The 21286-nt window shown below is 63.2% G+C and carries 21 protein-coding genes; 16 read left to right on the top strand and 5 right to left on the bottom strand.

Annotated elements, in window-relative coordinates; all coding sequences use genetic code 11:
* Window positions 1–29 precede the first annotated feature (29 nt).
* Window positions 30–677, top strand: coding sequence for an orotate phosphoribosyltransferase (pyrE, locus tag QZ634_RS12995; RefSeq protein WP_291988980.1), 648 nt, complete (start codon window positions 30–32; stop codon window positions 675–677).
* Window positions 661–1290, top strand: a complete 630-nt coding sequence (locus QZ634_RS12990; RefSeq protein WP_291988979.1) for a hypothetical protein — start codon at window positions 661–663, stop codon at window positions 1288–1290. Before pyrE ends, QZ634_RS12990 begins: the two co-directional genes overlap by 17 nt.
* A 56-nt stretch (window positions 1291–1346) precedes the next feature.
* Here QZ634_RS12990 and gatB read toward each other — a convergent pair whose 3' ends face one another.
* The 3 genes from gatB to gatC all read right to left on the bottom strand — a co-directional run bounded on the left by gatB (window position 1347) and on the right by gatC (window position 4651).
* Window positions 1347–2798 carry an Asp-tRNA(Asn)/Glu-tRNA(Gln) amidotransferase subunit GatB gene (gene gatB / locus QZ634_RS12985; protein ID WP_291988977.1) on the bottom strand — a complete coding sequence of 484 codons (1452 nt, stop codon included), beginning with the start codon at window positions 2796–2798 and terminating at the stop codon, window positions 1347–1349.
* 90 nt (window positions 2799–2888) lie between these two features.
* Window positions 2889–4358, bottom strand: a complete 1470-nt coding sequence (gene gatA / locus QZ634_RS12980) for an Asp-tRNA(Asn)/Glu-tRNA(Gln) amidotransferase subunit GatA (protein ID WP_291988975.1) — start codon at window positions 4356–4358, stop codon at window positions 2889–2891.
* A complete protein-coding gene (gene gatC, locus QZ634_RS12975; protein WP_291988973.1) occupies window positions 4355–4651 on the bottom strand; it encodes an Asp-tRNA(Asn)/Glu-tRNA(Gln) amidotransferase subunit GatC in 297 nt (98 codons plus the stop codon). The genes gatA and gatC overlap by 4 nt, the downstream gene beginning before the upstream one ends.
* A 101-nt stretch (window positions 4652–4752) precedes the next feature.
* Between gatC and QZ634_RS12970 the strand changes: the two genes are divergently transcribed.
* The 6 genes from QZ634_RS12970 to QZ634_RS12945 all read left to right on the top strand — a co-directional run bounded on the left by QZ634_RS12970 (window position 4753) and on the right by QZ634_RS12945 (window position 11493).
* Window positions 4753–5796 (top strand): rod shape-determining protein, encoded by a 1044-nt coding sequence (locus QZ634_RS12970; protein ID WP_043565700.1) that lies wholly within the window; start codon window positions 4753–4755, stop codon window positions 5794–5796.
* A gap of 48 nt (window positions 5797–5844) precedes the next feature.
* On the top strand, window positions 5845–6777 hold the full coding sequence (gene mreC, locus QZ634_RS12965) for a rod shape-determining protein MreC (RefSeq protein WP_291988971.1): 933 nt from the start codon (window positions 5845–5847) through the stop codon (window positions 6775–6777).
* A 5-nt stretch (window positions 6778–6782) separates the two neighbouring features.
* Complete coding sequence (gene mreD, locus QZ634_RS12960) at window positions 6783–7304, top strand: rod shape-determining protein MreD (protein ID WP_291988969.1); 522 nt, start codon at window positions 6783–6785, stop codon at window positions 7302–7304.
* A 95-nt stretch (window positions 7305–7399) separates the two neighbouring features.
* Window positions 7400–9295 (top strand): penicillin-binding protein 2, encoded by a 1896-nt coding sequence (gene mrdA / locus QZ634_RS12955; RefSeq protein ID WP_291988967.1) that lies wholly within the window; start codon window positions 7400–7402, stop codon window positions 9293–9295.
* A 3-nt stretch (window positions 9296–9298) separates the two neighbouring features.
* Window positions 9299–10402, top strand: a complete 1104-nt coding sequence (gene rodA, locus QZ634_RS12950; protein ID WP_291988965.1) for a rod shape-determining protein RodA — start codon at window positions 9299–9301, stop codon at window positions 10400–10402.
* The gene (locus QZ634_RS12945; protein WP_291988962.1) at window positions 10399–11493 is read left to right on the top strand and encodes a septal ring lytic transglycosylase RlpA family protein; all 1095 of its coding nucleotides are present in this window, start codon (window positions 10399–10401) and stop codon (window positions 11491–11493) included. The genes rodA and QZ634_RS12945 overlap by 4 nt, the downstream gene beginning before the upstream one ends.
* Here the strand turns inward: QZ634_RS12945 and QZ634_RS12940 are convergent, their stop codons facing one another.
* On the bottom strand, window positions 11494–12420 hold the full coding sequence (locus tag QZ634_RS12940; protein WP_291988960.1) for a GAF domain-containing protein: 927 nt from the start codon (window positions 12418–12420) through the stop codon (window positions 11494–11496).
* A 193-nt stretch (window positions 12421–12613) separates the two neighbouring features.
* Between QZ634_RS12940 and QZ634_RS12935 the strand changes: the two genes are divergently transcribed.
* Genes QZ634_RS12935 through lipA form a run of 5 tightly spaced genes read left to right on the top strand, consistent with a single transcriptional unit; the run spans window position 12614 to window position 16600 of the window.
* The gene (locus QZ634_RS12935) at window positions 12614–13747 is read left to right on the top strand and encodes a D-alanyl-D-alanine carboxypeptidase family protein (RefSeq protein ID WP_291988958.1); all 1134 of its coding nucleotides are present in this window, start codon (window positions 12614–12616) and stop codon (window positions 13745–13747) included.
* 31 nt (window positions 13748–13778) lie between these two features.
* Window positions 13779–14645: a D-amino acid aminotransferase gene (locus QZ634_RS12930; protein ID WP_291988956.1), complete on the top strand. Its 867-nt coding sequence runs from the start codon at window positions 13779–13781 to the stop codon at window positions 14643–14645.
* On the top strand, window positions 14638–14907 hold the full coding sequence (locus QZ634_RS12925; protein ID WP_043565769.1) for a DUF493 domain-containing protein: 270 nt from the start codon (window positions 14638–14640) through the stop codon (window positions 14905–14907). The genes QZ634_RS12930 and QZ634_RS12925 overlap by 8 nt, the downstream gene beginning before the upstream one ends.
* Window positions 14908–14948: 41 nt before the next feature.
* Window positions 14949–15620 (top strand): lipoyl(octanoyl) transferase LipB, encoded by a 672-nt coding sequence (gene lipB / locus QZ634_RS12920; RefSeq protein ID WP_291989018.1) that lies wholly within the window; start codon window positions 14949–14951, stop codon window positions 15618–15620.
* Complete coding sequence (gene lipA, locus QZ634_RS12915; RefSeq protein WP_291988954.1) at window positions 15617–16600, top strand: lipoyl synthase; 984 nt, start codon at window positions 15617–15619, stop codon at window positions 16598–16600. Before lipB ends, lipA begins: the two co-directional genes overlap by 4 nt.
* Before the next feature lie 62 nt (window positions 16601–16662).
* Here the strand turns inward: lipA and QZ634_RS12910 are convergent, their stop codons facing one another.
* On the bottom strand, window positions 16663–17181 hold the full coding sequence (locus QZ634_RS12910) for a hypothetical protein (protein ID WP_291903961.1): 519 nt from the start codon (window positions 17179–17181) through the stop codon (window positions 16663–16665).
* 309 nt (window positions 17182–17490) lie between these two features.
* Here QZ634_RS12910 and QZ634_RS12905 point away from each other — a divergent pair, with 309 nt between their 5' ends.
* The 3 genes from QZ634_RS12905 to QZ634_RS12895 all read left to right on the top strand — a co-directional run bounded on the left by QZ634_RS12905 (window position 17491) and on the right by QZ634_RS12895 (window position 21248).
* Window positions 17491–18030, top strand: a complete 540-nt coding sequence (locus tag QZ634_RS12905; protein ID WP_291988952.1) for a septal ring lytic transglycosylase RlpA family protein — start codon at window positions 17491–17493, stop codon at window positions 18028–18030.
* 136 nt (window positions 18031–18166) lie between these two features.
* A complete protein-coding gene (gene prpC, locus QZ634_RS12900; protein WP_291988950.1) occupies window positions 18167–19339 on the top strand; it encodes a 2-methylcitrate synthase in 1173 nt (390 codons plus the stop codon).
* 466 nt (window positions 19340–19805) lie between these two features.
* On the top strand, window positions 19806–21248 hold the full coding sequence (locus QZ634_RS12895) for a bifunctional 2-methylcitrate dehydratase/aconitate hydratase (protein ID WP_291988947.1): 1443 nt from the start codon (window positions 19806–19808) through the stop codon (window positions 21246–21248).
* Window positions 21249–21286 lie beyond the last annotated feature (38 nt).

The raw sequence follows: 21286 nt of genomic DNA, 5'->3' as shown, positions 1-21286 counted from the left end.
GGAACGGCCCTGCTTCAGAAAAAGGCGGTATGGACTTTCGTCAGGAATTCATCGAGTTTGCTGTCGGGCGAGACGTGTTGCGCTTTGGTGAGTTCAAGACCAAGGCGGGGCGGCTTTCTCCGTACTTCTTCAACGCTGGCCTGTTCAACGACGGTGCGGCGCTCGGCCGGCTGGCGGAATTCTACGCCAAGGCGATCGGCGTCAGCGGTATCCGCTTCGATTGCTTGTTCGGGCCGGCCTACAAGGGCATTCCGCTGGTTGCGGTGATTGCCGTCGCCTTGGCGCGCGCCGGCCGCAACCTGCCTTTCTCGTTCAACCGCAAGGAAGCCAAGGATCATGGCGAAGGCGGCAACATTGTTGGCGCGCCGTTGGCGGGGCGAGTGCTGATCGTCGATGACGTCATTTCGGCCGGCACCTCGGTTCGCGAATCGGTCGACCTGATCGCTGCCGCAGGCGCTACGCCCTGCGGGGTGGTGATTGCGCTTGATCGTATGGAACGGGGTCGCGGCGCCTTGTCTGCGGTGCAGGAAGTCAAGCGCGACTACGATATTCCAGTCATCGCTGTTGCCAGTGTGGACGACTTGCTGAGCTTTCTTCATGGCCGTCCGGATTTCACGCAGAGCGAGGTGGCCGTCGAGCGCTATCGACAGGAATACGGCGTTGCGCGCAGCAGCTAGCTTCGCCTTGCTGATGTCGCTGGCGGTGGGGGGTACTGGTTCCAGTATCGCCGCAGCGCGGATCTTCTGTTGCCACGACGAAACGGGCAAGCAGGTCTGCGGTGACATTCTGCCGTCGGCGTGTTACGGGCGCGCCTATCGCGAACTTGGCCAATCCGGCAGGACATCGAGACTCGTCGATGCGCCGCTGACCGCCGAGGAGCGCGCAGCGAAAGCGGTCGAAGAACGGCAGCAGCAGGAGCGCGAGCGTCTCGAGAACGAGCAGAGACGCAAGGATCAGGCGCTGCTCAATACCTACGGTAGCGAGAAAGATATCGAAGTCATGCGCAGCCGCACGCTGGGTGATCTCGATACGGCGATCAAGGCGGCCGAGGAGCGGATCGTCGAAATTCGCAAGCGCCGCAAGACGTTCGAAAACGAGGCGGAGTTCTACAGGAATCGGCGTCTGCCGGCGGACGTTGCCAAGGGCTTGCGCGACGCGGACTACGAGATCCGGGCGCAGGAGTCGGTGATCGAGTCCAAGAGAAAAGATCAGGAAGCCGTTCGTCTCAAGTACGACGAGGACTTGCGCCGTTTTCGCGATATCTCCAAGCGGGCTGCCCAACGGCGCTGAGCGCGCGGCGCAAGGAACACGGCTGGTGCTGCCGGCGCCCGCGTGCAGCGAACCGGTCAGCCGAGCTTCTTGCGCAGCAGCGCGTTGACCTGTTGTGGGTTGGCCTTGCCTCGTGTCGCCTTCATCGCCTGGCCGACCAGCGCGTTGAAGGCTTTCTCCTTGCCCGACCTGAATTCTGCGACCATCGCCGCATTGGTCGCCAGTAGTTCGTCAATCAGCGTTTCCAGCGCATCGCCATCGGTGATCTGCTGCAGGCCCTGGCTGGCGATGATCTCGTCGGCGGAACGGCCTTCGCCGTTGCACAGGGCGTCGAACACTCTGCGGGCAATATTGGTCGAGATCGTGCCATCGACGATGCGCGCGACCATGCCGCCGAGCTGTTCCGCGCTGACCGGCGACTGGCCGATGTCGCGTTCCTCCTTGTTGAGACGGGCGGTCAGGTCGACCATTACCCAGTTGGCGCAAGCCTTGGCGCCCGAGCTACCGGCGGCGGCAACGGCCGTTTCGTAGTACGTGGCAAGTTCGAGCGAGGCGGTCAGGAGTTTTGCGTCGTAGGCCGAGAGCCCATAGTCCGTGGCCAGGCGATCGCGCCGCGCCACCGGCAGTTCGGGCATCTGCCGGGCAATCTCGTCGACCCACTGGCGATCGATGACCAGCGGCAGCAGATCGGGGTCGGGAAAGTAGCGGTAATCGTGGGCGTCTTCCTTGGAGCGCATGGCGCGTGTTTCGCCGCTTTGCGGATCGAAGAGGACCGTTGCCTGTTCGATCGTGCCACCATCCTCTAGGGTGGCGATCTGCCATTGCACTTCGTAGTCGATCGCCTGCTGCATGAAGCGAAAGGAGTTCAGGTTCTTGATTTCGCGCCGCGTTCCGAATTCCGTCTGGCCGATCGGGCGAACGGAAACGTTGGCGTCGCAGCGGAACGAGCCCTCCTGCATGTTGCCGTCGCAGATGCCGATCCAGCGCACCAGCGCGTGCAGTGCACGGGCGTAGGCGACGGCCTCGGCCGACGAGCGCATGTCGGGCTCGGTGACTATCTCCAGCAGTGGCGTTCCGGCGCGGTTGAGATCGATTCCCGTGCGCCCATGGAAATTCGCCCCCGGGCATTCATGCAGGGATTTGCCGGCGTCTTCCTCGAGGTGGGCGCGGGTCAGGTTGACCACTCGCTCGCTCTCGCCCACCACGATCGCCAGCTGGCCACCAACAACGACCGGCAATTCGTACTGACTGATCTGGTAACCCTTGGGGAGGTCGGGGTAGAAGTAGTTCTTGCGCGCGAAAACCGATCGCGGCGCGATTTTTGCGCCGACCGCCAGGCCGAAGCGAATCGCGCATTCGACGGCACCCCTGTTGAGCACCGGCAGCACGCCGGGCAGGGCAATGTCGACGGCATTGGCCTGGACGTTGGGCTCGGCGCCGAAGGCCGTCGAGCTACCCGAGAAGATCTTCGCTTGCGTCGACAGCTGCGCGTGCGTCTCGATGCCGATGACCACTTCCCATGCTTTCATCACTGCTTACTCACTCTTCAAGAACGACGCCCACGGCAGGCTGCCAACGCGCGATAGGGGGAGAGCCGGCTCGGCGCGCGGGCTCGCGCATCAGTCAAAGCCGGCTGGCCGCTGCACGTGCCAGTCGCTCGCCTGTTGATAGCGGTGGGCGACATTCAGCAGCTGCGTCTCGGCGAAATAGTTGCCGATCAGTTGCAGGCCCGCCGGCAGGCCGCCAGCGAAGCCGCAGGGAATCGAAATGGCCGGCAGGCCGGCCAGGTTGACGGCGATGGTATAGATGTCCGAGAGGTACATCTGCACCGGGTCAGCGGCCTTCTCGCCGAGCTTGAAGGCCGTACTCGGGCTGGTCGGCCCGACGATCACGTCGCACTGCCCAAAAGCCTTGGCGAAATCGTTGGCGATCAGCCGGCGAATGCGCTGGGCCTGCAGGTAGTAGGCGTCGTAGTAGCCGTGCGAGAGGACGTAGGTGCCGATCAGGATGCGCCGTTTGACCTCGGCGCCGAAACCCTGTGCGCGGCTCTTGCTGTACATGTCGTTGAGGTCCTGGTACTCGGGGGCACGGTAGCCGTAGCGCACGCCGTCGAAGCGCGCCAGATTCGAGCTGGCTTCGGCCGGCGCGATCACGTAATAGGCGGCAACCGAGAGCTGCATGCTCGGCAGGCTGACGGCGACCGTTTCGGCGCCGAGCTTCCGGTACTCGGCAATCGCCGCTTCGACCAGGTGCATCACTTCCGGGCTGCAGCCTTCGCCGAAGAATTCTACCGGCAGGCCGATTTTCAGTCCGGCCAGGGGTCTGTCGCCAGCGGCGGCATTGATTTCTCGGCCGTAATCCTCGCTTGGACGGTCGACGCTGGTCGAGTCGCGCTCGTCGAAGCCGGCCATGGCGTTGAGCAACAGCGCGCAGTCGGCGGCCGAACGAGCCAGCGGGCCGGCCTGGTCGAGGGAGGAGGCGAAAGCGATCATGCCGTAGCGTGAGACGACGCCATAGGTTGGCTTCATCCCGGTCAGGTTGCATAGCGCGGCGGGCTGGCGGATCGAACCGCCGGTGTCGGTGCCGGTGGCTGCCGGAGCGAGGCCGGCGGCGACGGCCGCGGCCGAGCCTCCGGAAGATCCACCGGGAACGCAGTCAGCATTCCAGGGGTTCCTCACCGGGCCGTAGAACGAGGTCTCGTTCGACGAACCCATCGCGAACTCATCCATGTTGGTCTTGCCGAGCAGCACTGCGCCCGCCGCCTTGAAACGGGTGATCACCGCCGCGTCGTAGGGGCTGACAAAATTGTTCAGCATCCTTGACCCGCAGGTGGTCAGCCAGCCCTGGGCGCAGAAGATGTCCTTGTGGGCGATCGGGATGCCGGTCAGCGGACCGCCTTCGCCTTTCGCCAGGCGCTCGTCGGCGGCGCGCGCCTGGGCCACGCTGCAGGCTTCGTCGACGCTGATGAAAGCGTTGAGCTGCGGGTTGTGACGGGCAATGCGTTCGAGGTAGAGGTGAGTCAACTCGACGCTCGACACTTCTCTTTTGGCCAGTGCCCTGGCAAGCACCTGCAGACTAGCGGCGATCATTCGATGACTTTCGGGACCAGGTACAGGCCGGCCTCGGTTTCCGGCGCAACTTCCTGAAATGCAGCGCGTTGTTCGATCTTGCCCGTCTCGCTGACGCGGTCAGCGCGCAGGCGCTGGGCGACGTCCTGAGCGTGGGCCATCGGCTCGACGCCCCTTGTGTCGACGGCCTGCATCTCTTCGATGAGGGAAAAAATTTCGTTGAGCTGGCCGAGAGTGCTCTGCGCTTCGCCGTCGCTGATTTCAATTCGGGCAAGGTGGGCAACGCGGTGGACCTGTTCTAGGGTGAGCGACATGGCTGGGAAATCACTAAGGTGTTAAACGAGGTAGCCATATAAGGTATCATAAAAGTTTTTCCCACCGCAGCCCCTGCGGGGCTATCACGGATTTCGCCAGCATGTTCAGTTTTCTGCGTAGTTATTTCTCGAACGATCTCGCCATCGACCTAGGCACGGCCAACACGCTGATCTATGTTCGCTCGAAGGGGATCGTTCTCGACGAGCCGTCAGTGGTCGCCATCAGGACCGAAGGCGGACCGAGTTCCAAAAAAACCATTCAGGCCGTCGGCAAGGCCGCCAAGGAAATGCTTGGCAAGGCGCCTGGCGCCATTACCGTCATTCGGCCGATGAAGGATGGCGTGATTGCCGACTTCACGGTGACCGAGCAGATGCTCAAGCAATTCATCAAGAAAGTGCACGACTCGAGACTGCTGTCGCCCTCGCCGCGGATCATCATCTGCGTGCCCTCGGGTTCGACGCAGGTCGAGCGCCGCGCCATCCGCGAGTCGGCAATCGGCGCTGGTGCGAGTCAGGTCTTTCTGATCGAGGAGCCGATGGCGGCAGCGATCGGCGCCGGTCTGCCGGTTGCCGAGCCGACCGGTTCGATGGTCGTCGATATCGGTGGGGGAACGACCGAAGTCGGCGTCATCTCGCTCGGTGGCATGGTCTATGCCGGTTCGGTTCGTGTCGGTGGCGACAAGCTCGACGAAGCGATCATGAATTACATCAGCCGCAACTACGGCATGCTGATCGGCGAGAACACCGCCGAGAACATCAAGAAGCATATCGGTTCGGCTTTCCCCGGTGCCGAAGTGCGCGAGATGGAGGTTTCGGGAATCAACAAGGCCGAAGGTATTCCGCGCAAGTTCACCATCTCGTCGAATGAAATTCTCGAAGCGCTTACCGAACCGTTGAACAGCGTCGTGTCGGCTGTCAAGTCGGCGCTCGAGAAGACGCCGCCGGAACTCGGTGCGGACATTGCCGACAAGGGGATGGTGCTGACCGGTGGTGGCGCCCTGCTGCGCGACCTCGATCGTCTGCTGATGGAGGAGACAGGCTTGCCGGTGATCGTTGCCGAGGAGCCGCTGACCTGCGTGGCCAGGGGTTGTGGGCTGGCGCTCGAGAAGATGGACAATCTCGGCAGCATTTTCGCTTCCGATTGAGGTGCAACGGCCTGCGCGCCGTAGCTTGCTCGCCTCGATGATCGATTGATGGACGATCAGCCGCCGCCTTTTTTCAAGCGCGGGCCGGCCCCGCTCGCGCTGCTGTCGTTTTACGTGGCGCTGTCGCTGGCCCTGCTGGTCGTCGATGCTCGCTTCCAGACGCTCGAGGTGCTGCGCCAGGGGCTGTCGATGTTCACCCGTCCGGTGCAGAGTCTGGCGCATCTGCCGGCGCAGTTCCTGGACAATGCCAGAAGCTATTTCGCCAGCGCCGCTCGCTTGCAGACGGAGAGCGCAGAGTTGCAGCGCGGGCGACTGGAGCACGCGGCGATGCTGCAGCGCAGCCAGCACGTCGAGGCCGAGAACGAGCGCTTGCGAAAGCTGCTCGGTGTCAAGGAGCGGCAGCAGGTCAGCGGCCAGGTCGCGCGTATTCTCTATTCGGCACGCGATCCCTACGCCCGCCGCGTGATCGTCGATAAGGGCCAGCAGGACAGGGTGATCGCCGGGCAACCCGTGGTCGACGACATTGGCATCGTCGGGCAGGTCACGCGCGTTTTCCCCTTCGTCGCCGAAGTCACTTTGATCACCGACAAGGAGCAGGCGGTGCCGGTGCAGGTCCTGCGCACCGGCATGCGCTCGGTGGTTTTCGGGCTTGGCAACGGTGAGCTCGAGCTGCGTTTCATGCCCCTCAACGCCGATATTCGGAGCGGCGATGTGCTGGTAACGTCGGGGCTGGACGGGATTTTTCCGCCCGGTTTTCCGGTTGCCACGGTGGTGCACATCGCCAGTGATACCACCTACACCTTTGCCCAGATCCGCTGCTCTCCCGTGGCCGGTGTCGAGCACTTCAGCGAAGTGATGATCCTCGATCCGCGTCCACCGGTGGCTTTGCCCGAGGAGCTGGCCGAAGAAGTCGCCGGCAAGAATGCAGCGGCTTCGTCAAAAAGCACGCGCACGAAGAAGAAGCGCCCGAAGAAGGACTGAACGAGATGCAGACCAGCTACTCCTCATCGCGTATTCTGCTGCCGGTTCGCCCGTGGTTCATTGGCTGCAGCCTGTTGCTGGCCTTGCTGCTCAACTTCCTGCCGACGTCGGTCTGGCCTGGCGTGCCGGATTGGCTGGCGCTGGTGATTGTTTTCTGGAGTGTTCGCGAGCCTCGCCTGGTCGGTATGGGTCTGGCCTTTCTGCTTGGTTTGGCGATGGACGTTGCCGATGCCAGCTTGTTGGGCCAGCATGCACTGGCCTACGTGCTGGCCGCCTACGGCGGCACGGCGCTGTCACGGCGAATTCTGTGGTTTCCTCTCGGGCAGCAAGCGCTGCAGGTGTTTCCGCTATTGCTGCTGGTCCAGTTGGTGCAGTTCGCGGTGTGGGCGATGGTGGGTGCCGACCTGCCGGGGATGGCGTACTTTCTCGGGCCTTTTCTGGCGACTTTCTTGTGGCCGCTGCTGACGCTCATCCTCCTGCTGCCGCAGCATCAGCCGGTTGATCGCGATGAAAACCGACCGCTGTGAATGGCTGGGAACCGGTTCGACGCACGCATATCTAGGCGCGCTCTGGCCTTCGGGCTGCCGCGCGCAGCCGCTTCCCGGACGCTGAGGAGTCTGCCGTGCTAGCTCGTCAGTCGTCACTTCATGCCTCGGATCGAGAACTTTCCCGCTTCCATTTTCGTGTCGTTCTGGCGGCGGTCGCGGTACTCGCGGCGTTGTCCTTGTTGGGCGCCCGCTTTTTCTATCTGCAGGTCGTTCAGCACGATTACTACAGCACGCGCGCCGAAGACAACCGCATATCGGTCGTGCCGATCGTTCCCAACCGGGGGGTCATTGTCGATCGCGCCGGAATCGTCCTGGCGCGTAATTACTCCGCCTTCACCCTGGAAATCACACCGTCGAAGGTCGACGACCTGGAAGCGACGATCGACGGTCTGGGTAAGCTGATTGAAATCGAGTCCAAGGATCGGCGGCGTTTTCGCAAGTTGCTGGACGAGGGCAAGACCTTTGAAAGCCTGCCCATTCGGACGCGCTTGACCGAAGAAGAGGTCGCACGCTTTGCGGCCAACCGCTATCTCTTCCCGGGTGTCGAAGTCAAGGCTCGTCTGTTCCGTCAGTATCCCCTCGGGTCGACCGCGTCGCACGCCATCGGCTACATCAATCGCATCAACAAGCGTGATCTCGAGAAGATAGCCGAGAGCGAGGAGGCGGCCAATTACAAGGGGACCGACCATATCGGCAAGACCGGCCTCGAACAGAAGTACGAGTTCGCGTTACACGGCGAGACGGGCTACGAGCAGGTCGAGATCGACGCCGGCGGCAGAGCCATCCGCAGTCTGTCGCGCACCCCTCCGGTCCAGGGCAGCCACCTGACCCTGACGCTGGATGTCAAGTTGCAGGAGGTGGCCGAAGAAGCCTTTGGCGACCGCCGCGGTGCCCTGGTTGCCATCGAGCCGTCGACCGGCGGCATTCTGGCGCTGGTCTCCAGTCCCACTTTCGATCCGAATCTGTTCATCGATGGTATTCGCAACGAGGACTGGGATGTGCTCAACAAATCACGTGACAGGCCGATGCTTAACCGCGCGCTGAATGGAACCTATCCGCCCGGTTCGACGTTCAAGCCGTTCATGGCCCTGGCAGGACTCGAAACGGGCAGGCGCACGGCGGGCCAGAGCATTTCCGACCCGGGATTCTTCAACTTTGGCGGGCACCATTTCCGGGACGACAAGGTGGGTGGGCACGGAACGGTAGATATGTACAAGTCGATCGTTCAGTCGTGCGACACCTACTACTATCAGCTCGCCACTGACATGGGTATCGATGCCATTGCCCGCTTCATGGGTCAGCTGGGATTCGGTCAGCGCACCGGCGTCGACATCGAGGGTGAATCGGAAGGCGTGCTGCCGTCTCCCGAGTGGAAGAAGCGCCGCTTCCGCAGGCCCGAGCAGCAGAAATGGTATGCCGGCGAGACGGTCTCGATCGGCATCGGCCAGGGTTACAATTCCTACACGCCGATTCAGCTGGCGCAGGCGACGGCCACCGTTGCCAACAAGGGCGTCATGTTCCGCCCCCATCTCGTCAAGTACATTACCGACAGCCGCAGTGGCGAAAAGACGATGATCGAGCCGGAGCCCATGCGCCGGCTGCCGTGGAAGCCGCAGCATGTCGAGACCATCAAGAACGCGATGATTGGCGTTAACACCCAGGGCACGGGCGCGCGCGCCTTCGCCGGTGCCGGCTACACGTCGGGAGGGAAGACGGGTACGGCGCAGGTGTACAGTCTGAAAGGCAGCACCTACAAGGAGTCGGCAATACGGAAGGAACTGCGTGACCATGCTCTGTTCATCGCCTTTGCGCCCGCTGACGAGCCGAAGATCGCCTTGGCCGTGATCGTCGAGAATGGCGGCTTTGGTGCCCAGTCGGCGGCGCCGATCGCGCGCATGGTGATCGATTATTATCTGCTCGGCAAGCTCCCCAAGGGCGCGGCAGCGGAAGATGATGTCAAGGAGGACTAGCTGATGCACGAATTCCTGGCGCGTGTCTGGCGCGGCCTCGTCGCGCATGTCGACGCGCCACTTCTGCTGATTACCCTCACGCTGATGGCAGTCGGGCTGACGACCGTCTATAGCGCGACCTATGATGCCAACAGCCATCTCCTGGCGCAGATGCTCAATATGGCGATCGGGTTGTTTGCGATGTGGGCGGTGGCGCAGGTTCCCCCGCAGAAGCTGATGCGTTTCGGCGTGCCACTGTACCTTGTTGGCGTCGTGCTTCTGATTCTGGTGTTTTTTTTCGGGATCAAGGTCAATGGTGCCCGGCGCTGGTTGTCGCTCGGATTCACCCGCATACAGCCCTCCGAAGTCCTCAAGATAGCCGTGCCACTGATGCTCGCCTGGTACTTCCACAAGAACGAAGCGGTGCTCAAGTTTCGCCACTACGTCGTCGCCAGCCTGCTGCTACTGGTGCCTTTCGCGCTGATCGCCAAACAACCCGACCTGGGAACGGCGATTCTCGTTGGCGCTGCCGGTTTCTACGTGATCTTCTTCGCGGGTCTTCCCTGGCGGGTGATCGGCGGCCTGTTGGCGCTCGCCAGCGCTGCCACACCTTTTGCCTGGGGCATGCTGCATGACTACCAGCGAAAACGCATCCTGACCCTGGTCGACCCGACGACCGATCCGCTTGGGTCGGGCTATCACATCATCCAGTCGACCATCGCCATCGGCTCCGGTGGCAATTTCGGCAAGGGTTGGCTGGCCGGCACGCAGACTCACCTGGAGTTCATTCCCGAGCGCCACACGGACTTCATCCTGGCCGTATTTTCGGAGGAGCGCGGTTTGCTCGGCAACGGCATTCTGCTCGTGCTCTACCTGCTGATGATTGGCCGGGGGCTGATGATTGCGGCCAGGGCGTCGACGCTTTTCGGGCGGGTGATGGCGGGTTCGGTGACGCTGAGCCTGTTTACCTATGTCTTCGTCAATATGGGCATGGTCAGCGGGATCTTGCCGGTGGTCGGCGTGCCATTGCCGTTCATGAGTTACGGCGGCACCGCACTGGTGACGCTTTCGGTCGGTATTGGTATCCTGATGAGTATCAACACGCACAGGATGTTGGTCAGGTCATGAGGCGAGAAACAACGGAATGGACCACTGCTCGGCGCTGCTGCGCGGCGCTCGCGCTGCTCGCCCTGCCAGTATTGCTCACCGCCTGCGGCGGTTCGCCGTCGCGTTCATCCGAGGCGACGGCCGAGCGCAGCAAGCTGGCCCGCAAGTCGGGCGTGGTGCAGAAGCGCGGAGGTGGCTATTACAAGGACGATGGGCCGGGCGATGAAATTCCCGACAATCTCGACGACATTCCGGACGCACAACCCAGGCTCGAGCCACTGCATCGTTTTGCCAATCGTCCGTACGTCGTTCTCGGCAAGGCCTACCAGCCAAAAACCAGCCTTGCAGCGTATCAGGAACGCGGCATTGCCAGCTGGTACGGCAAGAAGTTTCATGGCCAGAAGACATCGATTGGCGAGCGCTACGACATGTTCTCGATGACCGCTGCGCATCCCACCCTGGCGATTCCCTCGTATGTCCGGGTGACCAACGTCAGCAATGGCAGGTCGGTGGTCGTTCGGGTCATCGATCGTGGTCCTTTCCATGCTGACCGCGTCATCGACCTTTCCTACGCCGCCGCTTACCGGCTGGACTACGTAGACAGCGGCAGCACCATGGTGCAGGTCGATTCGATTCTGCCGGATGGCGCGACGACCATGACCTACGCGCAGGTGATGCCGGCACCAGCCCCGGCGCCGGCACCGTTTCCGCACCAAGCGCCGCTCCCCGGCGAGCGCGACCAGATTGCACTGCTGGCGGCCAAGCTTGGTGTCGAGGCGGTGTCGGTGCCCTCGTCGTCGCCGGCGGTCGTTCCCGAGCGCCCGTCGCCGCTGCCGTCCGCGGCCGTACCGGCCGCGATGCCCGCCATGACCGCGGCGCTGCCGGGCGTCTTCCTGCAGCTCGGTGCTTTCGCCAGCGCTGAAAACGCCGAAAGTCTGCGCCTGCATCTGCAGCGTGAGCTCGATTGGCTGAACGAGGGAATCCAGATCAACGCCGGCGGTGGCATGCACCGCGTGCACATGGGACCGTATCGGAGCCGCGCCGACGCCGAAAAAGTTGCCGAGCGGATTCGCCTGGCGCTGGGTTACAAGCCGACCTTCATCAACCGCTGATCAGCTCTCGCCGTGGTCTTGCCCGGTTGACAGGGGACGGAAAACGCCCTGCACGATCTTGCGGCCTTGTTCGAGCTGTACTTCGTGGCCGATGATCTCCACCGGAATGACCGTGCCGTCACGGTTGACCACCGTGCTGCGCACTGCCTCGACGCCATTGACCTGGCCCAGGGTGAGCAGTTGGCATATGTCCAGTCCGCCACCACCGGCATGCAGCTCGCTTTGCAGAAGACCGAGGAGCTGCTGCAGTTGCCGTCCGAACAGCTTCTCGGCCTGCGGGTTGGCGTCGAGAATATGCCCGGTCCTGGCGTCGGAAATGAGAATTGCGTCACGAGCCCCGGTAAAGAGCGCCAGGCGCAGACTGTTCGCGTCGCGCAGTTCCTCCTCAATTTGCAGCACCTGGTGCTGGACCAGCGCCAGGCTGACCAGGTTGGCCACCGCGTGTGCGAACAGCCGCTGTACCGAAGTCCACGCCGAGTGCGGGCCGACGCGTTCGATACACAGCACCCCCTGGAGTTCTCCATTGACATGAATCGGCGAGTTGATGAGCGCGCTGATGCCGTTCATCAGCAGGTAGTCCTCGGTGAGTGCCTGGGTGCTGGGATGCGTCATCGCGTCATCGGCAACGATCGGCTCGCCGCGGATCAGTGCCTGGAAATACTCGGGGTGGCGAGCGGCATGCAGGGTCAGGCCGATACTGTGCCGGTTACGGGAAAGCTCATAGAGATCAATGCACTCCAGACTTGCACGCTGAGCAGTCAGCCCCCACAGGCTGACCCGCTCGATGTTCAGCATGCGCCCGCTTGCGGCGGTGAGTTGCCGCAAGGCGTCGTCCAGGCTGTCGCTGGAGAAGCTGCGTCTTGACAGTTGCGCAAAGGCACCTTGCAGGTCAAGAGAGCTTGAGAGTGGTCGAAAGGGTGGCAGCATACGGTCCAGGGAAAGCCACTTTCAAGTGGGCAGGCGGGCAGGGAACTGCCGTCATCGTACGTGCCGGCAGGCCGCGGCGAGTGTGCGCAAAATCACGGAAGACGGGATTCTGCGTTGTGCCCTGGTCACAAAATGGCTACAGGCCCGCGCCAGAGGGCTTGCTATAATCCGCCCTTTTGCCGTGAACCCAGCCATGCTCAAGCTACGATCCCTGCTTTCCGTTCTGCTCTGTCTTCCCATCCTGGCGATCGCCCAACAGTTGCCGATTCCGCCGGCGCTGGCCGCCAAGTCATGGCTCCTGATCGAAATGACTTCAGGTCAGGAGCTGGCCGCCCAGGCGCCCGATGAGCGCCTCGAGCCGGCGTCGTTGACCAAACTGATGACTGCTTATCTGGCGTTCTCGGCTCTCAAGCAGGGAACGCTCAAGCTTGACCAGGAAGTGCTCATTTCGCGCAAGGCCTGGAAGACCGGCGGTTCCCGGATGTTCATCCAGGTAGGTACCGAGGTCAAGGTCGAGGATTTGCTCAAGGGCATGATCGTGCAATCGGGAAATGACGCCTGCGTGGCCTTGTCCGAGGCCATTGCCGGCGACGAGGAAAACTTCGCCCAGATGATGAATCGCGAGGCGCATCGACTGGGCATGAAGGGTTCCAATTTCCGCAACTCGAACGGCTTGCCGGACCCCGAGCACTACACCACGGCGCGCGACCTGGCGACTTTGGCCAGCGCGCTGATTCGCGATTTCCCCGAGGACTACGCCAAGTACTACTCGATGAAGGAATACACCTACAACGACATCACGCAGCCGAATCGTAACCGTCTGCTGTGGATCGATCCGACGGTCGATGGTCTGAAAACCGGCTACACCGCGGCTGCCGGCTACTGTCTGGTGTCGTCGGCAAAACGCGGTCCGCGTCGCCTGCTGTCGGTGGTTCTCGGTGCGTCGTCGTCGAGCGTGCGCATCCAGGAGTCGCTCAAGCTGCTCAACTACGGCTTCCAGTTCTATGACGGGGTGCAGTTGTACGCCAAGAACGCCCCGGTCTCCAATCTGAAAGTCTGGAAGGGCAAGGAAGCGACGGTGAATATCGGTTTTGCCGACGACCTGGTGATTGTCGTGCCCAAGGGCTACGGACCGAAGATCAAGACCGAACTGGTTTCCCAACAGCCCTTGCTGGCGCCGGTGACCTTGGGGCAGCCCTTGGCGACGCTGAAAGTCAGCGTCGATGGCAAGCCCTACGGCGACTATCCGGTGGTCGCGCTCGAAGCGGTGCCGGTCGCCGGAATCGTTGGCCGGATCATGGACACCGTCCGGATGTGGTTCAACTAGGCGCGGCGTCCGAGGTGAAGGGAGGCTGCCGATGACCGCCTATCTCAACGGGCAGTTCATGCCGCTTGACGAGGCCAGGATCTCGCCGCTCGATCGCGGCTTCCTGTTCGGTGACGGCGCCTACGAAGTGATCCCCGTCTATGCACGTCGTGCGTTTCGGCTCGAACAACACCTGGCCCGCCTGCAGCGCACCCTCGACGGCATTGCCCTGGCCAATCCGCATACTTTCGCCGAGTGGCGCGAACGCCTGCAGCGGGTAATCAGCGAAAATGAATTCGCCGATCAGTCGCTCTACCTGCAGGTCACTCGCGGCGCCGACAGCAAGCGCGACCAGAGCTTTCCGAGAGCGCTGCCGCCGACGGTCTTCATTTTTGCCACTGCCTTGCCGTCGCTGGCCGCGCAACGCGAGAACGGTGTTGCCGTGCTCAGTGCGGTCGACAATCGCTGGTTGCGCTGCAACCTGAAAACGGTCTCGCTGCTGCCCAACGTGCTGCTGCGCCAGCAGGCAATCGATGCCGGTTGTGCAGAAACGATCCTGCTGCGCGACGGCATGCTCAGCGAGGGGGCCACGTCGAACATCTTCATGGTCAAGGACGGCGAGCTGCTGGCGCCGTGTCAGGACCACCGCATGCTTTCCGGAGTTACCTGCGATCTCGTTCTCGAACTGGCCGCAGCGCACGGCATGCCATGCCAATTGCGTGACATTGCCGACGCCGAACTGCGCGTCGCCGACGAGTTGTGGCTGACCTCATCGACGCGCGAAGTGCTGCCGATCACCGGTCTCGACGGGCAGCCGGTGGGCAGCGGCAAACCCGGCCCGGCGGTACGCCAGATGCAGGCCTGGTACACCGCCTTCCGTCAGCAGCTGGCGGGACAGGGCAATGCCGGCGATGTCTGAAGAGCGTGACAGCCTGTTCGACTTCCCCTGTGCGTTTCCGCTCAAGATCATGGGCCTGGCCGATACCGCCCTGGCGCAGGAGGTGCTCGCCGTCGTGTTGCGGCACGCAGCGGATTTCGACGCGGCGACGATGTGCATGCGCGCTTCGAGTGGCGGCAAGTACGTCAGTCTGACCTGCACCATCAACGCGACCAGTCGAGCGCAGCTCGACACCCTTTACCGGGAACTAAGCAGCCATCCGCTAGTCAAGATCGTCCTATGAGCGACGAAGTGCGACGCCCGGAGTCGGCGCCTGTGGCGGCCATGGCAGCGAGGGCGGAGGCCGGCAGTGATGCGCCACTGCGCGCCGCTGCGCAGTCACCGTTGCGGGTCCGCCATCTCGGCCAAAGCGACTACCAGAAGACCTGGCAGGCGATGATCGATTTCACCGCCGCGCGCAGTGACGAGACCGCCGACGAACTGTGGTGTTGCGAGCACCCACCGGTGCTCACCCTCGGGCAGGCGGGCAGAGCAGAGCACCTGCTGGCCGATCTTGGCCTGCCGCTGGTGAAGACCGATCGTGGCGGCCAGATCACCTATCACGGTCCTGGCCAGGTGGTGGTTTACGTGTTGCTCGACCTGGGCCGGCGCAAGCTGAAAGTTCGCGAACTGGTCACCGCGATCGAGCAGGCGGTCATCGATCTTCTCGCCGCGCACGGTGTGCTGGCCGAAAGGCATGCTGGCGCGCCGGGGGTCTATGTGGGCCCGGCCAAGGTCGCCGCACTGGGTCTGCGGCTGCGCAGGAGCTACAGCTATCACGGCGTCAGCCTGAACGTGGACATGGATTTGTCGCCTTTTGCGGCGATCAACCCTTGCGGCTACCCTGGTCTGCCGGTCACCCAGACCCGGGACCTCGGCATTTCGCTGACTCCGTCGCAAGCGGCGACGGCGCTGGCAGAACACTTGGCAGTACAACTGGAGCGCAGGCAACGATGAGCAATCAGGAGCAGGATCGCGACGTGGCCAGGCCAGCGGCACGGGTCGCCGGTGTCAAGGAGAGGGGCGAGCTGAAGACCGCGCGCATTCCCATCAAGATCGTTCCGCAAGCGCCGCAACGCAAGCCGGACTGGATTCGCGTCAAGGCCGGCAACGCCTCGGGTCGCTTCGGCGAGATCAAGAAGATGCTCCGCGAGCAGAAGCTGCATACCGTCTGCGAAGAGGCGGCGTGCCCGAATATCGGCGAATGCTTCGGCCGCGGCACGGCCACCTTCATGATCCTGGGCGACGTCTGTACGCGGCGCTGTCCATTCTGCGACGTCGGCCACGGCAAGCCGCTGCCGCCCGATGTTGACGAGCCTGCGCATCTCGCCGACAGCGTCGCGCGGCTGCAACTGCGCTACGTGGTGATCACCAGCGTCGATCGCGACGACCTGCGCGACGGCGGCGCACAGCATTTCGTCGACGTGATCAGCGCGGTGCGCCGCAGTTCGCCGGCGACGACGATCGAAACGCTGGTCCCCGATTTCCGCGGGCGCATGGAAATTGCGCTCGAGCTGCTCGGCAGGTCATTGCCCGATGTGCTCAATCACAACATGGAAACCGTGCCGCGGCTTTACCGACAGGCGCGCCCGGGCGCCGACTACGCGCATTCGCTGGCGTTCATGAAAGGTTTCAAGGCGCGCTACCCGCAGATTCCGACCAAATCCGGACTGATGGTCGGCCTCGGCGAAACCGACGACGAGATCGTCGAAGTGTTGCGCGACCTGCGCGCCAACGAAGTCGAAATGCTCACCATCGGTCAATACCTCGCGCCGTCCAGCCATCATCTGCCGGTCGCTCGCTACGTCCATCCGGACGTGTTCAAGATGTACGAGGAGCAGGCTCTGGCGATGGGCTTTACCGGCGCCGCCTGCGGGCCGATGGTACGTTCGAGTTACTGGGCCGACGTCCAGGCGGAAAGCGCTGGCGTGGCCTGAGCGTCGGCGCTTCGTTCTTCGCCGCTCGCGCTCTGGCTGGTCGGCCGCTGGCTCGGCGGCTCTCAGTTATAGCGCATGAAGCGCGTCGGGTAGTGGGCCGTCGCCCAGGCCATGAACAGATACTTGGCGGTCTTGCCGATGGCCACCGCGGCCAGGATGCCGAGCGACGAAACGTCGGCCAGGGCGCAGAAGAGCAGCGCCGGGGTTTGCGGCATCGGTGAGCCGGCGATGATCAGTACTGCCAGCAGCCCCCAGTCCTGCAGCCATTCGCTGGCCCGCTGCCAGACCTCCATGCTGACCAGCTCCGGGTAGCGTGCGACGACGAACTCCCAACCCAGGTACTGGAATATCTCGACCAGCACGGCTGCTCCACAGCCGCTCGCCAGGCCGCAGAGCAGGCCGAGCGTGCGCCAGCGTCGTGGTGCCAGGAGCACCGCCGGGATGAGGACGGCGACGAACGGGAAGCTGAAGGTGATGGTGGTCACAAAGGCGATGGCCGCGACGACCAGCGAATAGTGGCGATAGCCGACGCTGCGCATGAGTAGCGCGCGCAACCAGTCCGGAAGCAGGTGAGTTTTCATTCTTGCCGCATTTCAGGGTAATGCCGGGGAAAGCGCCGTGTGGCAGTGGCTTGTGTGGGCGCCTGCGAGCAGGCTATTCTTACGCGCTCGGGCCACCACGGGTGACCACAGCCCACGACGGAGGGACGTTGCATGCGCGGTTGTGTACAGATGGCGGGAATTGTAAGCGCTTTGCCGAGCCGCGCGCAGACTTTGGCGTTCGCAGCCCGTGGCAGCTAGGTCGCAGGGAGCGGTGGGGCCCGCTGCCAGGCGGCCCGCATTGGCCGTACGACGGCCGGCCGGGTCGCCGCTGGCCAGGACCGCAGTTCGGTGAAGCTGCTGTTTGCGCTGGTCGCCCTGGCCGTGTCGGCATTGCCCGAACTTGCCTTGGGCGAACCTTCAACCGCCCTGAAAAGGGCCGGCGAGTGGCCCGAAATACCGCCAATCATGGCTGGTCGGGCGAGTTTCTACGGGAAGAGATTCAGCGGCCGGAAGACCGCCTCCGGCAAGTCCTTTCAACACGAGAAGCTCTCGGCGGCGAGTAATCGCTTCCCACTCGGGACGATGGTCGCCGTGCGCCGCCCGTTATCCACCTATTGCGTGGTGGTCAGGATCAACGACCGCATGGGGCACCGTGGTCGCGTCATCGACCTTTCGCGAGCGGCGGCCGAACTCCTCGGAATGATTGAAGTGGGGGTCACCGACGTGGAAATCGTCCCCTTGCCGAAGCCCTTGATCGGGCACGAAAGGGCCTGCACCCTGGCCTTCATGCCGCCGGTCCGGCTGCCCTCTGCCGAAGGACGGCTGTCCGATCGCGCCGCCGACGACCGGCTCGCTGGAGGACAGGCGTCCGACAATTCGCGGGATTGAGGACCCAGGGGCGGCGAGCGGCTGCCGGTTGCCGACCAGGCACTGCCCTGCTTGAACGCCGCCATGGTTGACCGCGCTAGGCAAGCTCGGGAATACTCATCCACAGCGTGCAGGCCTGGTGGCCAGGGGAGCGTTGATGGACGAGGTGCTCGGCAACGAAGTGGCGACGAGCGAGGCGCCAAAAGGCAAGAAATCGGTGGCGCTCTCCGGCGTGGTGGCCGGCGACACGGCCATCTGTGCGGTCGGCCGCAACGGCAATGACCTCCACTACCGCGGCTACGATGTCATCGCCCTTGCCGAGCACGCCACTTACGAAGAAGTGGCCTATTTGCTCCTCTACGGGCGCTTGCCGAGCGTTAACCAGCTCAGCCAGTACCGCAAGAAGCTGAAGACGCTGCGCGGCCTGCCGGTGCGTCTGCGGCCGGTCCTCGAAAACCTGCCGGCGTCGGCGCACCCGACCGATGTGCTGCGCAGCGGGTGCTCGGCGCTGGGAACCATCCTGCCTGAGGCGCAGGATCACAACCCCGGTGGCGCGCGCGAGATTGCCGACCGGCTGATTGCCAGTTTCGGGTCCATGCTGCTGTACTGGTATCACTGGTCGCACAATGGTCGGCGCATCGAAACGGAGACCGACGACGACTCGATCGCCGCGCACTTTCTGCACCTGCTCTGCGGCAAGGCGCCGTCGGCGCTGCACGCCAGCAGCCTGGACAAATCGCTGGTGCTCTATGCCGAGCACGAGTTCAACGCCTCAACCTTTACGGCGCGAACCATCGCCGGAACCGGTGCCGACCTGTACGCCGCGGTCAGTGGCGCCATTGGCGCGCTCAGCGGTCCCCGACACGGCGGCGCCAATGAGGCGGCATTCGAGATCCAGAGCCGTTACAACGATGCGCAGCACGCCGAGAGCGACATCTGCAGCCGGCTGGCCAGGCGGGAGATCATCATTGGCTTCGGTCACCCCCTGTACACCATCGCCGATCCGCGCAACAAGGTGATCCGCGCCGTCGCGCAGCAGTTGTGCAGCAATGGCGACAATCAGGCGCTGTTCGACATTGCCAGTCGAATCGAGCAGGTGATGTGGGAGCAGAAGCGGATGTTCCCCAATGTCGATTGGTTCTCGGGAGTGGCCTATCACATGCTGGCCGTGCCGACGCCGATGTTCACGCCGCTGTTCGTGATCGCCCGCACCAGCGGCTGGGCCGCACACATCATCGAGCAACGCATCGACGGCAAGCTGATTCGTCCTTCGGCCAACTACGTCGGGCCGGAGGTGCAGGAATTCGTCTCGCTGACCGAACGAAGCTAGTGTTGCACGCAGAATGAAACCTGGGAATACCGGCGACGAGATGGTTTCAAGCGGCTCTCCGTCTTGCTGAAAGTGGCGTCGGAAATGTGGCGCCACAGCCGCCCGCAGGTCATTGCGAGGAGGCGTAGCCGACGTGGCCATCCAGAGGTTTTGTTTTTCGCCTGGCTGACGTGGCGCACCAGTCGTCAGAGAATGGAACTGGATTGCCGCGTCGGCTACGCCTCCTCGCAATGACGGTGGCTGGGGAATGGTTGCCCGGATTTGGCGACGCGGGCAGCGGTATGGGCCGGGCGAACTCCAGCCACCCTACGGTTTCACGCTGCTGTCAGGGTCGCTGAAGGCCTCATCAAGAACGCGGCAGTACACTAGAATTCCGTCTCGTGCCGATTTTCTGAGCGGGCCAGCGCAGCGCAGGTCGCTGCCTGGCCATCGCCGGGCGGCCCGGCAGAGCAGCAGGAGTCGCACCATGTCATCACGAATTGCCGAGTCTCGCCCCGAACCCGATCAGTTGCTGGTCGATATCGCCAGTTACGTTCTGGATTTCAAGGTCGAGTCGAGTGCGGCCTTCAATACCGCACGCTATTGCCTGATCGACGCCCTCGGTTGTGGCCTCGAAGCGCTCGCCTACCCGGCATGTACCAAACTGCTCGGGCCGGTCGTTCCCGGTACCGTGGTGCCCCACGGCGCCCGCGTTCCCGGTACCCGCTATCAGCTGGACCCGATTCAGGCGGCCTTCAACATCGGCACCCTGATCCGCTGGCTGGACTTCAATGACACCTGGCTGGCGGCTGAATGGGGTCACCCCTCGGACAATCTGGGCGGCATTCTGGCCACCGCCGACTGGCTGTCGCAAACCCGTCTTGCCAGTGGCCAGGCGCCGCTGCAGATGCGCCAGGTTCTTGAAGCGATGATCAAGGCCTACGAGATACAGGGCGTGCTGGCGCTGGAGAACAGCTTCAATCGCGTCGGCCTGGATCACGTCCTGCTGGTCAAGGTGGCGACGGCGGCCGTGTGCACCTGGCTGATGGGTGGCCAGCGCGAGCAGGTCATCAACGCCGTTTCACAGGCTTTCGTCGATGGCCATCCGCTGCGCACCTATCGGCACGCGCCGAACACCGGTTCGCGCAAGTCCTGGGCCGCCGGCGATGCGACCGCGCGCGGGGTCATGCTGGCCCTGTTTTCGCTCAAGGGCGAGATGGGTTATCCAAGCGCGCTGACTGCCCGCACGTGGGGCTTCCAGGACGCGCTGTTCAGGGGGCAAGCCTTGCGCGTGGCACGACCGTTCGGCAGCTACGTGATCGAGAACATCCTCTTCAAGATCAGTTTTCCGGCCGAGTTTCACGCCCAGACGGCGGTCGAGTCGGCCGTTGAACTGCATTCGCAGGTGTGGCAGCGGTTGGCGAGCATCGAAAGAGTCGTCATCCGTACGCACGAATCCGCGCTGCGTATCATCGACAAGCACGGGCCGCTGCACAATCCCGCGGATCGCGATCATTGCCTGCAGTACATGGTTGCTTTTGCCCTCATCAACGGCGCCCTCAGCGCTGACGCCTACGAGGACGAAGCAGCGGCGGATCCGCGCATTGACGCCTTGCGCGCGAAAATCGAAGTGGTCGAGGAAGCACGTTTCTCGGCGGACTACCTGAATCCCGAGAAGCGTTCGATCGCCAACGCGCTACAGGTCTTCTTCACCGACGGCAGTGCGACAGACGAGTTGATCTGCGAATACCCGCTGGGCCACCGTCGCCGACGCGCGGAAGGGATCCCGGTTCTGCTCGAGAAGTTCAGGAAACACCTGGCCCGGCAATTCAACTCCGCGCAGCAGGCCGTCATCCTCAAGTCGTCTCTCGACGTACGTGGCCTGGGGACGCTGGCGGTGAACGATTACGTCGATCTCTTTGTGCCGTGAGCCATTCGCCGTGGCGATCAGCGCGGCGCACCGGGGAG

The sequence above is a fragment of the Candidatus Accumulibacter sp. ACC007 genome (assembly GCF_907163205.1).
GTDB lineage: Bacteria > Pseudomonadota > Gammaproteobacteria > Burkholderiales > Rhodocyclaceae > Accumulibacter > Accumulibacter regalis.
The sequence above is the reverse complement of the archived record's forward strand: the minus strand, read 5'-3'. Positions and strand labels throughout refer to the sequence as shown.

Bases quoted from the DNA above. Each gene is read 5' to 3' on its own strand.
- lipB (WP_291989018.1), top strand. From the start codon at position 14,949: ATGGCAGCGAGGGCGGAGGCCGGCAGTGATGCGCCACTGCGCGCCGCT.
- rodA (WP_291988965.1), top strand. From the start codon at position 9,299: ATGCACGAATTCCTGGCGCGTGTCTGGCGCGGCCTCGTCGCGCATGTC.
- QZ634_RS12895 (WP_291988947.1), top strand. From the start codon at position 19,806: ATGTCATCACGAATTGCCGAGTCTCGCCCCGAACCCGATCAGTTGCTG.
- QZ634_RS12940 (WP_291988960.1), bottom strand. From the start codon at position 12,420: ATGCTGCCACCCTTTCGACCACTCTCAAGCTCTCTTGACCTGCAAGGT.
- QZ634_RS12935 (WP_291988958.1), top strand. From the start codon at position 12,614: ATGCTCAAGCTACGATCCCTGCTTTCCGTTCTGCTCTGTCTTCCCATC.
- lipA (WP_291988954.1), top strand. From the start codon at position 15,617: ATGAGCAATCAGGAGCAGGATCGCGACGTGGCCAGGCCAGCGGCACGG.
- QZ634_RS12925 (WP_043565769.1), top strand. From the start codon at position 14,638: ATGTCTGAAGAGCGTGACAGCCTGTTCGACTTCCCCTGTGCGTTTCCG.
- QZ634_RS12970 (WP_043565700.1), top strand. From the start codon at position 4,753: ATGTTCAGTTTTCTGCGTAGTTATTTCTCGAACGATCTCGCCATCGAC.
- mreD (WP_291988969.1), top strand. From the start codon at position 6,783: ATGCAGACCAGCTACTCCTCATCGCGTATTCTGCTGCCGGTTCGCCCG.
- QZ634_RS12930 (WP_291988956.1), top strand. From the start codon at position 13,779: ATGACCGCCTATCTCAACGGGCAGTTCATGCCGCTTGACGAGGCCAGG.
- gatB (WP_291988977.1), bottom strand. From the start codon at position 2,798: ATGAAAGCATGGGAAGTGGTCATCGGCATCGAGACGCACGCGCAGCTG.
- gatC (WP_291988973.1), bottom strand. From the start codon at position 4,651: ATGTCGCTCACCCTAGAACAGGTCCACCGCGTTGCCCACCTTGCCCGA.
- mreC (WP_291988971.1), top strand. From the start codon at position 5,845: ATGGACGATCAGCCGCCGCCTTTTTTCAAGCGCGGGCCGGCCCCGCTC.
- gatA (WP_291988975.1), bottom strand. From the start codon at position 4,358: ATGATCGCCGCTAGTCTGCAGGTGCTTGCCAGGGCACTGGCCAAAAGA.
- prpC (WP_291988950.1), top strand. From the start codon at position 18,167: ATGGACGAGGTGCTCGGCAACGAAGTGGCGACGAGCGAGGCGCCAAAA.
- QZ634_RS12945 (WP_291988962.1), top strand. From the start codon at position 10,399: ATGAGGCGAGAAACAACGGAATGGACCACTGCTCGGCGCTGCTGCGCG.
- pyrE (WP_291988980.1), top strand. From the start codon at position 30: ATGGACTTTCGTCAGGAATTCATCGAGTTTGCTGTCGGGCGAGACGTG.
- QZ634_RS12910 (WP_291903961.1), bottom strand. From the start codon at position 17,181: ATGAAAACTCACCTGCTTCCGGACTGGTTGCGCGCGCTACTCATGCGC.